At 66.0% G+C, this 11006-nt stretch carries 11 protein-coding genes; 7 read left to right on the top strand and 4 right to left on the bottom strand.

Annotated elements, in window-relative coordinates:
- The first annotated feature begins 9 nt into the window (after window positions 1-9).
- The 5 genes from FHR21_RS14775 to FHR21_RS14755 all read left to right on the top strand — a co-directional run bounded on the left by FHR21_RS14775 (window position 10) and on the right by FHR21_RS14755 (window position 5700).
- Entirely contained in the window at window positions 10-1518 is a 1509-nt protein-coding gene (locus tag FHR21_RS14775; protein ID WP_184099686.1) for a CoA-acylating methylmalonate-semialdehyde dehydrogenase, read from the top strand.
- Window positions 1519-1590: 72 nt separating this feature from the next.
- On the top strand, window positions 1591-2925 hold the full coding sequence (locus FHR21_RS14770) for an MFS transporter (RefSeq protein ID WP_184099684.1): 1335 nt from the start codon (window positions 1591-1593) through the stop codon (window positions 2923-2925).
- 10 nt (window positions 2926-2935) lie between these two features.
- Window positions 2936-4342 carry an alkaline phosphatase D family protein gene (locus FHR21_RS14765; RefSeq protein WP_176141588.1) on the top strand — a complete coding sequence of 469 codons (1407 nt, stop codon included), beginning with the start codon at window positions 2936-2938 and terminating at the stop codon, window positions 4340-4342.
- Between the two features lie 3 nt (window positions 4343-4345).
- Entirely contained in the window at window positions 4346-4546 is a 201-nt protein-coding gene (locus FHR21_RS14760) for a hypothetical protein (protein ID WP_184099682.1), read from the top strand.
- Window positions 4543-5700 carry a Gfo/Idh/MocA family protein gene (locus FHR21_RS14755; RefSeq protein ID WP_184099680.1) on the top strand — a complete coding sequence of 386 codons (1158 nt, stop codon included), beginning with the start codon at window positions 4543-4545 and terminating at the stop codon, window positions 5698-5700. The genes FHR21_RS14760 and FHR21_RS14755 overlap by 4 nt, the downstream gene beginning before the upstream one ends.
- Here the strand turns inward: FHR21_RS14755 and FHR21_RS14750 are convergent.
- A complete protein-coding gene (locus FHR21_RS14750; RefSeq protein ID WP_221235193.1) occupies window positions 5655-6449 on the bottom strand; it encodes an inositol monophosphatase family protein in 795 nt (264 codons plus the stop codon). The two genes, FHR21_RS14755 and FHR21_RS14750, sit on opposite strands and share 46 nt — an antisense overlap.
- A gap of 144 nt (window positions 6450-6593) precedes the next feature.
- On the opposite strand from FHR21_RS14750, the gene FHR21_RS14745 reads away from it, so the two are divergent.
- Both FHR21_RS14745 and FHR21_RS14740 read left to right on the top strand, forming a co-directional pair.
- Window positions 6594-8600 carry a phytase gene (locus FHR21_RS14745; protein ID WP_217699117.1) on the top strand — a complete coding sequence of 669 codons (2007 nt, stop codon included), beginning with the start codon at window positions 6594-6596 and terminating at the stop codon, window positions 8598-8600.
- 214 nt (window positions 8601-8814) lie between these two features.
- Window positions 8815-9153: a hypothetical protein gene (locus tag FHR21_RS14740; RefSeq protein WP_184099678.1), complete on the top strand. Its 339-nt coding sequence runs from the start codon at window positions 8815-8817 to the stop codon at window positions 9151-9153.
- Window positions 9154-9196: 43 nt separating this feature from the next.
- Here FHR21_RS14740 and FHR21_RS14735 read toward each other — a convergent pair whose 3' ends face one another.
- From FHR21_RS14735 to FHR21_RS14725, 3 genes are all read right to left on the bottom strand, one after another.
- The gene (locus FHR21_RS14735) at window positions 9197-9844 is read right to left on the bottom strand and encodes a heme exporter protein CcmB (protein ID WP_184099676.1); all 648 of its coding nucleotides are present in this window, start codon (window positions 9842-9844) and stop codon (window positions 9197-9199) included.
- Between the two features lie 124 nt (window positions 9845-9968).
- Window positions 9969-10556, bottom strand: a complete 588-nt coding sequence (gene ccmA / locus FHR21_RS14730; protein ID WP_184099674.1) for a heme ABC exporter ATP-binding protein CcmA — start codon at window positions 10554-10556, stop codon at window positions 9969-9971.
- Complete coding sequence (locus FHR21_RS14725; RefSeq protein ID WP_184099672.1) at window positions 10553-10981, bottom strand: metallopeptidase family protein; 429 nt, start codon at window positions 10979-10981, stop codon at window positions 10553-10555. Before FHR21_RS14725 ends, ccmA begins: the two co-directional genes overlap by 4 nt.
- Window positions 10982-11006 lie beyond the last annotated feature (25 nt).

The raw sequence follows: 11006 nt of genomic DNA, 5'->3' as shown, positions 1-11006 counted from the left end.
GGAAGAGCGATGAGACAGATTGATCCCTTCATTGCCGGCGATACCGCCGGCGGCGGTTCCGTGCGCCCTGAAAACGGACGCGTCGGCGACGTGTTCGACCCGAGCACCGGACAGGTCCAGGCGCGCGTCGCCTTCTCCACCGCCGCCGATCTCGACCGCGCGGTCCGGGCGGCCGCTGCGGCGCAGCCCGGCTGGGCGGCGACCAATCCGCAGCGCCGCGCGCGCGTCATGTTCCGTTTCCGCGAACTGCTTGAGGCGAACCTGCAGGATCTCGCGGAACTGCTGGCGAGCGAGCATGGCAAGGTTGTCGCCGACGCACGGGGGGACGTCCTGCGCGGGCTGGAAGTGATCGAATTTTCCTGCGGTATCCCGCATGCGATGAAGGGCGAATATACGCAGGGCGCCGGACCGGGCATCGACGTCTATGCCATGCGTCAGCCGCTGGGCGTGGTCGCGGGCATCACGCCGTTCAACTTCCCGGCGATGATCCCGATGTGGATGTTCGGCCCGGCAATCGCGGTAGGCAATGCCTTCATCCTCAAGCCCAGCGAGCGCGATCCGAGTGTGCCGGTGCGCCTCGCCGAATTGATGCTCGATGCGGGGCTGCCCGAGGGCATCCTCCAGGTCGTCCACGGCGACAAGGAAATGGTCGATGCCATCCTCGACCATCCCGCGATTTCCGCGGTCAGCTTCGTCGGCTCGTCCGACATCGCGCACTATGTCTATGGGCGCGGTGCCGCTGCCGGCAAGCGCGTGCAGGCGATGGGCGGCGCCAAGAATCACGGCATCGTCATGCCCGACGCCGACCTCGACCAGGTGGTGCACGATCTGTGCGGCGCCGCCTTCGGCTCGGCGGGCGAGCGTTGCATGGCGCTGCCCGTCGTGGTGCCGGTGGGCGATGCGACGGCCGATGCGCTACGTGAGTTGCTGATTCCGGCGATGGCCGCGCTCAAGGTCGGTGTATCGACCGATCCCGATGCGCACTATGGCCCGGTCGTCAACGCCGCGCACAAGGCGCGCATCGAGCGCTGGATCCAGGCCGGACTCGACGAAGGCGCCGAACTGGTCGTCGATGGGCGCGGCCTGGGCCTGCAGGGGCATGAGCAGGGTTTCTTCGTCGGCCCAACCCTGTTCGATCGGGTGACGACCGGCATGCGCGCCTATCGTGAGGAAATCTTCGGTCCCGTGCTGCAGATCGTCCGAGCCCCCGATTTCGAGACCGCACTGCGGCTGCCGAGCGCGCACCAATATGGCAATGGCGTGTCGATCTTCACGCGCAACGGTCACGCCGCGCGCGAATTCGCGCAGCGCGTCAACGTCGGCATGGTCGGCATCAACGTGCCGATCCCGGTGCCCGTCGCCTATCACAGCTTCGGCGGCTGGAAGCGTTCGGGTTTCGGCGACACCAATCAATATGGGATGGAGGGTGTGCGTTTCTGGACGAAGGTCAAGACCGTGACCCAGCGCTGGCCCGACGGCGGCGAAGGGGACAACGCCTTTCTCATCCCGACGGCCTAGTTTAAAACAAATATTCCATTGTATAATAAAATGAAATAGGCTTGTGCAAAAGCACGCGAGGGAGAGGGATCGATGCTGAGATATTTCGCCACGGGTCCCGACCTGCCGCTGCGGCGGGACGCCGACATCGACGGCACGTTCCGGCGCTATCGGATGCGGATCATCATGGCGATCACGCTTGCCTATGCCGTCAGCTATACGTGCCGGCTCGCGATCAACATCGTCAAGAAGCCGCTGATCGACCAAGGCATCTTCACCCCGCTCGAACTCGGCATGATCGGCTCGGCGCTTTTCTATACCTATGCCGCCGGCAAGCTGATCAACGGCTTCGTCGCCGATCACAGCAATGTGAAGCGATTGTTCGCGGCGGGAATGGTGCTGTCGGCGCTGTGCAACATCGCGATGGGCTTTTCGACGCTGTTCTGGGTGACGGTGATGCTGTGGGGCCTCAACGGCTGGTTCCAAAGCTATGGCGCGCCGTCGTGCGTCGTCGCGCTCGCGAGCTGGTTCTCGAACCGCGAGCGCGGCCGCTTTTACGGCATCTGGTCGACCGCGCATTCGATCGGCGAGGGATTGACCTTTGCTGTGGTGTCGGCGCTCGTCGCGTTCGGCGGCTGGCGCTGGGGCTTCTGGGGACCCGGCATCGCCACGGTGGTCGCGGGGGTCGCGGCCTTTTATGCGATGGCCGACCGGCCGCGCACGCTCGGCCTACCCACCGTCGCCGACTGGCGGAACGATCATTATGCGCCGCCCGCCGCGGGCGCGCCCGAGCGCGGCGTCTTCGCGACCCAGCTTTCGATCCTCGCGATCCCCGCGGTGTGGATCCTCGCGCTGGCGAGCGCCGCCAATTATGTGACGCGCTACGCGATCAACAGCTGGGGCATTCTCTATCTGCAAGAAGCGCGCGGCTATTCGCTCGGCGAAGCGGGAGCAATGCTCACCGCGAGTACCTTCGCGGGGATCGCCGGGGCGCTCGCCTTCGGCTTCGTCTCGGACAAATTCTTCGGCGCGCGCCGGCCGCCGGTCAATCTGCTGTTCGGGGTGGTCGAGATCATCGGCCTGCTGCTCCTCTTCTATGGTCCCGACAGCCAGGCGGTCGTCCTGCTCGCGGTGATCCTGTTCGGGCTCGGGATGACCGGGCTCGTCACCTCGCTCGGCGGCCTCTTCGCGATCGACATCTGCCCGAAGCGCGTCGCGGGCGCGGCGCTCGGCATGGTCGGGGTGTTCAGCTATCTCGGCGCGGCAATCCAGGAACAGGTGTCGGGGGCGCTGATCGACGCCCATATGCACATGGTGGGCGGCATACGCGTCTATGATTTCGGGCCCGCAATCTGGTTCTGGATCGGCTGTTCGGTGCTTGCGACCTTGCTCGCGACGGCGCTGTGGAACACCAAGCTGCGCGACTGAGGACGGGATGATGGATCGACGCAATCTCCTGCGCGGCGGCGCCGCCCTCGCCTTCCTCGCCGCGCTGCCGCGCCGGCTCTACGCCGCCGCGACCGGCTATCCGCGCCTGCTCGACGGCCCGATGGTCGGCGCGACGACGCCGGAGAGCTTCACCCTCTGGTCGCGCGCGAGCGGCGCCTTCGACGTCGCGGTCGAATATGCGACCCGGCGCGATTTCGCCGATGCGCAGACCACCGCCCCGGTCGCCGCGACGCAGGATAACGACCTCTGCACCGCGGTCGAGGTAAAGGGTCTGAAACCCGACACCGCCTATTATTACCGGATCAAGACCGACGGCATCGACGACCGGCACCAGCCGCTGCCCTTCCGCACCCGCACCGCCCCCGACCGACCGCGCCCGATCCGCATCGCCTTCGGCTCATGCGCGCGCGTCCAGCTCTATCCCGACCAGCCGGTGTTCGACGCGGTCGCGGCGATGGAGCCCGACCTGTTCCTGTGGCTCGGCGACAATATCTATGCCGATAGCGACAGCGAGACCGCCTTTTCGGCGATGTATACGCGCCAGCGCAACGTCGCGAGCCTCGTCCCGCTGCTGCGTTCGGTGCCGCAACTCGCGATCTGGGACGACCATGATTTCGGCTATAATGATTCGGATCGCCGCAACCCCGCGAAGGGCATGACGCACCGCTTGTTCAACCGCTGGTGGGCGAATCCCGCCGCGGGGCTGCCCGATACGCCCGGCATCTTCTTTCGCCACAGCTTCGGCCCCGTCGACATCTTCATGCTCGACGGCCGCTATTACCGCGACCCGCCCAAGGCGCCCGACGGCCCCGACAAGACGATGCTCGGCGCCGCGCAAAAGGCGTGGCTGAAGCGCGAGCTCAAGGCGTCGAAGGCGGTGTTCAAGATCCTCGCCTCGGGCACCGGCTGGTCGCGCGCCGAGCAGGGCGGCGACAGCTGGGCCGCCTATCTTCACGAACGCGACGAAATCCTCGATTTTCTACGCGACGAAGGAATCGCCGGTTGCTTCGGCATCTCGGGCGATGTCCATCAGGGCGAGGCGAATTGCATCCCGCGGTCCGACCAGGGCGGCTATGATTTCTACGATCTGGTGAGTTCGGGGCTCGCCCAATATCTCAGCCCCAAATTCGTCGACCAGCATCCCGAAGTGCGGCTGCGCGCGCCGTGGGTGCGCAGCGCCAATTTCGGGCTGCTCGATTTCCACTTCGACCCCGAACCGCGCGTCGAGCTCAGCATCCGCGACGTCGTCGGGGCATCGGCGACCGGCGACCCGATCGTCCTTCGCGCCGCCGACCTCGTCAACGGCCGGCAGAGCTGGCGCGCGGCGATCGACGCCGATGAATTGGAACGCCGCGAGCGCGCCGAGCGTGGCGGCAGCTATTATGGAGGTGAGTAAGACATGCGTTTCGAGATGGTGACCATCGCCCCCGACGAATTCGAGGCGATGAAGGCGCATCTGCCGTGCGCGACCCGCGAAGGTCTGTTCGAGACCTACCGGATCAGCCAGAACAGCTGGTACAAGCTGCGCGACGGCCAGCCGGTCAAGCGCAAGACGGTCGAGCGGCTGCGCGCACGTTTTCACCAGGTCGCGGGCGAATGACCGGCGCGCCGCTGAATATCGCGCTGATCGGCAGCGGCTTCATGGGCCGCGCCCACACCCTCGCCTTTGCCGCCGCCGACCGCACCTTCGACCTGCCGCGCAGCCCGCGCGTCACCATCCTCGCCGACCGCGATCTCGGAACGGCGACCGCCGCCGCGGCGTCGCTCGGCATCGCGCGCGCGAGCGGCGACTGGCGCGAAACGATCGCCGATGCGTCGATCGACATGGTCGCGATCGCCACCCCGAACCTGCTCCACGCCCCGATCGCGATCGCCGCGCTTGAGGCGGGGAAGGCGGTCTATTGCGAAAAGCCGCTCGCGACGACAATCGCCGAATCGGAAGCGATGACCGCTGCCGCCGCGGCATCGGGGCTGCCGACCGCGGTCGGCTTCACCTATCTCTATAATCCGATGATCGTGCTCGCGCGCGAGTTGATCGCGGGCGGCGAGATCGGCGAGGTCACCGCCTTTCGCGGCATCCACGCCGAGGATTTCATGGCGTCGGCCGACGCGCCGTTCAACTGGCGCTGCGAGCCCGATCAAGCGGGTGGCGCGCTCGCCGACATCGGCAGTCATATCATTGCGATGGCGCGGCATCTGGTGGGCGATATCGCCGCCGTGTCGGGCCGGCTCCATACCGCCTATCCGATGCGCCGCGACGCGCGGGGCGCCGACCGCGCAGTGACGGTCGACGATCAGATGGATGCCGTGGTCGAATTCGCCAACGGTGCGACGGGGACGCTCGCGGCGAGCTGGATCGCGAGCGGGCACAAGATGGGGCTGGCGTTCGAGGTCAGCGGGACGCGCGGCTCGATCGCTTTCACACAGGAGCGATTCAGCGAACTCAGGCTCTATCGGTCCGGACCGGGGCGCACCAATGGCTTCACGACGATCTGCGCGGGGCCGGAGCATGGCGACTATGGCGCCTTCTGTCCGGCGCCGGGACACCAGATCGGCTACAACGACCTGAAGACGATCGAGGTCAAGGCCGTCGTGGAAGCGGCCGCGGGCTTGCCGTCGGCCGCCATGAGCTTTGCAGATGCGCTCGCGGTCGAGCGGGTCACCGACGCAATCCGCCGGTCGCATCGCGAAGGGTGCTGGATTGGGCTTCAGGCGGCATGGGCGGGCGCCAGCGCCGCCAGCATTTCCTCGTGAATCGCGGGCGTCGATGCCAGCACCGTCCCGTTCATCAGATCTAGCGCGTTGCCGCGCGTGTCGGTCACGACGCCGCCCGCCTCGCGCACGATCACGACCCCGGCCGCCATGTCCCAGGCGCTGACGCTCTGTTCCCAATAGGCATCGTGGCGGCCGCAGGCGACCCAGGCCATATCGATCGCGCCCGCCCCAAGGCGGCGGATGCCGGTGACACGCGGGGTCAGCCGCTCCATCTCGGTATAAAATTGTTCGTGGTTCGGCTTGGTCGCAAAGGGAATGCCGACGCCCAGCACCGCTTCCTCGATCGTCGTGCGTGCCGAGATATGGATGCGGCGTTCGCCGAGCCATGCGCCGCTGCCGGTCTCCGCCCAGAACAGTTCGTCCATCGCGGGGACATAGGTGACCCCCGCGACGACCTCGCCCTGTTTCGCCAGCGCAATGTTGACCGCGAAAAGTGGGGATCCTGTCAGGAAGTTGGTCGTACCGTCGAGCGGATCGACCACCCACACATGGTCGGTGTCGCTGCCGGGCGTCAGCCCGCCCTCCTCACCGAGAAAGCCATAGGCGGGGGCATGGGCCATCAGCCGTTCACGGACGGTCGCCTCGGCCTTCAGATCGGCCTCGGTGAACATGTCGGCGGCGCCGGCCTTGCTATGGATCGTGAGCGTGGCGATGCGCTCGCGATCGGCGATCAAACCTTCGCCTGCGGCGTCGGCGGCGGCGATCATGGCGGAAATAAGGGGTGACATTGGCATGGAATGAATATACATTCTGTTTTATAGAAAAGATAGAAAAATTATTCTGAAATGATGTTGCGGTCCGCTTTTGCGGCCGTCGTTCGGACGATCGGGTATCCGCCCGATCGCGATCTGGAAGAGAAAAGGGAGGGGTGCGTGAAAACGAGTCTATTTGCAATCGCCGCGGGGCTGGCCGCTGTTCCGGCAGGTGTCATGGCACAGCAGGTTGCTTCGGTTCCGGTCGTTGCCGCCTCTGCCGAGACGCAGGCGACCGAAGGATCCGGCGCCGATGGTGCCGTGGTCGTCGCCGACCCCGCCGATGCGTCGCGTTCGTTGATTCTCGCGGGTGCCGAATCCGCGGGAATCGATGTCTTCGATCTGGCCGGGAAACGCCTCGGGACGCACAAGGTGGGCAATATTCGCGCGCTCGATCTGCGTGCCGATGCCGCGCCGGGCGGGGGGCCGTTGCTGGCCGCGCTCGATGGCAAGGATAATGCGCCCAAACTCTTTCGTGTGACGGCCGGTGGCGTGCCGACGCCGCTGGCGCTGGCTGGGACAAGGCCCGAGATGACGATTGCGGGACTCTGCTTTTCGCGCAGTCATCGCGACGATACGCTTTATCTCTTCCTCGTCGGTGACAAGGGAGAGATCGAGCAGTGGGGATTGGCGTCCGAAGCGTCGGGCGCCATGAACGCGCGGATTGCGCGGCGCTGGTCGCTCGGATCGGAAATCGGCTATTGCGCCGCCGACGACCGCGGCTCGGTCTATTTCTCGCAGGAAGCCGTGGGGGTATGGCGCTTCGCCGCCGAACCCGAGGCCGAGATCGCGCCCGAGGTCGTCGATATCGTCCGCCTCGGCCATATCACCGAAGAAGCGAAGGGTGTCGGTATTGCCGCGGACGGCCGCCTGCTCGTCTCGGATGCGTCGGCCAATCGGCTGAACATTTACGATCCCCTCGATGGCTATGCCTATCTTGGCTCGGTGGCGCTCGCGGCGGGTGCCGACCAGATCGAGGATGGCGGCAGCGTCACGGTGGCGGGGCCGGTCGTGGTGGTCGCCGACGACGACAATTCGCCCGAGGAACCGAATTTCAAGATCGCGAGTTGGCAGGCGGTCCTCGCCGCGGCGGGACTCCCCGAACGGCCGGCGGTGCCGGCGCCCGAGACGATGCCGCTCGCACGCCCGACGGTCGAGACGGTGCCGGTGGAGACCGGCGGCGATGCCGCAGACGATCCGGCGATCTGGATCAATCCCGCCGATCCCGCGCAAAGCGTCGTGATCGGGACGCAAAAACAATCGGGACTTTATGTGTATGACTTGGAAGGAAAGGTTCTTCAGTTCCTTCCCGACGGGCGCATGAACAACGTCGATTTGCGAAGCGGTTTCCGTCTGGGCGGCCGCGACGTGACGCTCGTGACGGCCAGCAATCGCACGACCAAGGGTATCTCGATCTATGCTCTCGATCCCGCGACGCGCAAGCTGACCGACGTTGCCGACGGGTTGCAGGACACCGGCTTCAAGGATCCCTATGGCCTCTGCATGTATCGCAGCGCGAAGACGAAAAAGACCTATGTTTTCGTCAACCAGAGCGACGGCAAGATGCGCCAGTGGGAGTTGGTCGCGACGTCCGCCGGCAAGGTGCGGGCGAAACTTGTGCGCGACCTGCCTTTCGAAACGCAGGTCGAGGGCTGTGTCGCCGATGACGAGACCGGCATGCTTTATACTGGTGAAGAGGATGTCGGCATCTGGCGCGAGGGCGCCGAACCGCGCGGCGGTCCTGCACGCACGATGCTGGCGAAAGTCGCCGACAACCCGGCGCTCAAGGACGATATGGAGGGGATCGGACTCTATGCCATGGCCGACGGAAAAGGCTATCTTGTCGTCTCGAGCCAGGGCAATGACAGCTATGCGGTGTTCCGCCGTGAAGGCGACAATGCCTATGTCGGTTCTTTCCGCATCGGCGCCGACATGGCGGCGGGGATCGACGGTGTATCCGAAACCGATGGCCTCGACGTCACCAGCGCGGCGGCGGGGCCTGCCTTTCCCCACGGCCTGATGGTCGCGCAGGACGGCCGCAATGTTTCCCCTCCCGAGAATCAGAATTTCAAGCTGATACCGTGGGAGCGGGTGGCGAAGGCGCTGGGTCTTGAAATCGGCCAATAGCACTATTTTGGCAGAAGGTTGTTTTTTGGGATTCCCAAATGGTTTGCTGAGTGATTCATAGCGAGCAGACGTTGGAACGATGTCGGCGATAGACGGTGATTGGCGGGTTGATCTGGAGCCTATCCGGTGACCTGGTCACAAGCCCCGGTAACGGCTGCGCGCCATATGGGTATCGATCGAAGATGGGCTGTATCAGCCGAGCATGAAAGTGCGCATGGCCGAACTCGAATGCGAGAAAGCGGAGATCACCGCGCGGCTCGCCGAAAATCCCGCCCGCGTTCCCGACGTCCATCGCGGCATCGTTGAAATCTACGAGCGCAAGGTCACGAAGCTCATGGAAACGCTCAAAAACCCAAAAGCACGGCTTGATGCCTCAGCCGACATCCGATCACTCATCGGCAAGATCGTGCTGCACCCCGGCGACAAAGCGTGGCGAGGTTCATGCCACGCGCTGCACGGGTCGCTCATGGGCATTCTCGACTTCGTGAACGACTACCCCAAACCGGGCACCGACCGAGTTATAACAATGGTGTGCCCGCTTTCGCGGGAATGACAAAGATATGAAATGCCGATCGTCGGCTACCGGTCGGAAGCGGCTATTCGCGCAGCCCCCGCAGCGCCGCTCCTGCGGCAAACGGGCCAATCACCGTCAGCAGCAGGGCCGCCGCCGCCAGTAGCTTCGTGGCGCCGCGTCCCGACGGGTCGAGCATTCCGGCGCCGAAGATCAGCAGCGGCACCGCGAGCGGCAACACGAGCAGCCCGCCGATCGCGCTTCCGCCTTTCAAATTCGCGGTCAGCGCTGCGCTCAGGACCGCAAGCGACGCAAGCGCGGGAATGGCGAGCGCGAGGCCCGAGGCGAGCGTGACGGCCCGCTGCGCATCCTGTGCGAGCAACGCCGCGGCGGGCAGCAGAGCGATCAGCAGCGGCAGGCCGAAACCGATGGCATGCGCGGCGATCTTCACCGCCGCGATCAATTCGTCGGAAAGTCCGCGCACCGCGAGTTGGTCGAGCATGCCCGCCTCGTGGTCGGGCCGCACCAGCCGATCGATCGGCAGCAGCGCCGCGAGCAGCGCGGCGACCCAGACCATGCCGCCGCCGGTGCGTGCGAGCAAAGGCGCGTCGGGGCCGACCGCGAACGGAAAGGCGGTTGCGACGAGCAGGAAGAAGACGACCGGCAGCCACAAGGCTCCGCTGCCCCACGCGCGGCGCAGATCGCGCCAGAAGAGCGCGATGAGGGCGGTCATATCGGGAACCCCAAGTTCGTCATTGCGAGCGAAGCGAAGCAATCTCCAGCCATCGGCCTTGCGCAAGCCCGATGGCTGGAGATTGCCGCGTCGCCTTCGGCTCCTCGCAATGACGGGAACCCGATCATGCCGACGCCCCCATGTCCAGTTCGGTCAGATCGGGGATCCCCAGCGCGAAATGCGACGCCAGCAGCAGGGCGCCGCCGCGCGCGCGATGCTGCGCGATGGCCGCGACCAGCCGCGCGGCCGCCGCGGCGTCCATGCCGTTGGCGGGCTCGTCGAGCAGCCAGATCGGCGCTCCGCTGGCGATCACGCGCGCCATCGCGGCGCGCTTGCGCTGCCCCGTCGAAAGCATCGCGACCGGCACTTCGGCAAGCGGAGCGAGCGCCATGGCCGCGACGGCGCGGTCGACAGCATCGCCGTCGACCGTGTCGATGCGCGCCCAGAAATCGAGCGCGCGGCGGAGCGCCAATTCGCCGTCGAGCGCCGCCGCCTCGTCGATCAGCGCGCAGCGCTCGCGGCGCTCGACCGTGCCGGCGGCGGGGTGGAGCAGGCCGGCGGCGAGGCGGATCAGGCTCGACTTGCCCGCGCCATTGGGACCGCGCAGCCACAAGGCCTCGCCGCGCGCCAGCGTCAGCGACAGGCCTTCGAACAGCAGACGGTCGCCGCGGATGCACGCCACCCGTTCGAGCCGCAGCAGCGCCGCGCTCACGCCATCTCTTCCAACGCGTGCATGTCGTCGTCGGAAAAGCCGAAATGATGGCCGATCTCATGGATCAGTACATGGCGGATCAGCCAGTCGAGCCGTTCGCCCTCCTCGATCCATTCGACGAGGATCGGGATGCGATAGAGGGTGACGCGGTCGGGCATGGTGCCGCTCGCGTCGATGCTGCGCTCGGTGAGCGGGCGCCCTTCATAGAGGCCAGTCAACTCATAGGGGTGCGGAATGTCGAGCGAGGCGAGGACTTCATCGTCGGCGATATCTTCGATCGCGATTACCACATCCGTGATATGGGGTTGGAAGACGTCGGGAAGCGACGCGAGCGCCGCCTCTGCCATCGCGCGAAACGCGTCGGCGTCGGGCGCGTGGCCGGTCCAGCCGACGGGCAGATCGGAAAGGGCGGACTTGTCGCTCATCGCGCCCTTCCTTATGGCGGGCGGA

This window comes from Sphingopyxis panaciterrulae (assembly GCF_014199295.1).
Classification (GTDB): Bacteria; Pseudomonadota; Alphaproteobacteria; order Sphingomonadales; family Sphingomonadaceae; genus Sphingopyxis; species Sphingopyxis panaciterrulae.
Note: the sequence above shows the minus strand (reverse complement) of the source record. Positions and strands in the feature narration are given on the sequence as shown.

Bases quoted from the DNA above. Each gene is read 5' to 3' on its own strand.
- FHR21_RS14775 (WP_184099686.1), top strand. From the start codon at position 10: ATGAGACAGATTGATCCCTTCATTGCCGGCGATACCGCCGGCGGCGGT.
- FHR21_RS14770 (WP_184099684.1), top strand. From the start codon at position 1,591: ATGCTGAGATATTTCGCCACGGGTCCCGACCTGCCGCTGCGGCGGGAC.
- FHR21_RS14765 (WP_176141588.1), top strand. From the start codon at position 2,936: ATGGATCGACGCAATCTCCTGCGCGGCGGCGCCGCCCTCGCCTTCCTC.
- FHR21_RS14760 (WP_184099682.1), top strand. From the start codon at position 4,346: ATGCGTTTCGAGATGGTGACCATCGCCCCCGACGAATTCGAGGCGATG.
- FHR21_RS14755 (WP_184099680.1), top strand. From the start codon at position 4,543: ATGACCGGCGCGCCGCTGAATATCGCGCTGATCGGCAGCGGCTTCATG.
- FHR21_RS14750 (WP_221235193.1), bottom strand. From the start codon at position 6,449: ATGTCACCCCTTATTTCCGCCATGATCGCCGCCGCCGACGCCGCAGGC.
- FHR21_RS14740 (WP_184099678.1), top strand. From the start codon at position 8,815: ATGGCCGAACTCGAATGCGAGAAAGCGGAGATCACCGCGCGGCTCGCC.
- FHR21_RS14735 (WP_184099676.1), bottom strand. From the start codon at position 9,844: ATGACCGCCCTCATCGCGCTCTTCTGGCGCGATCTGCGCCGCGCGTGG.
- FHR21_RS14725 (WP_184099672.1), bottom strand. From the start codon at position 10,981: ATGAGCGACAAGTCCGCCCTTTCCGATCTGCCCGTCGGCTGGACCGGC.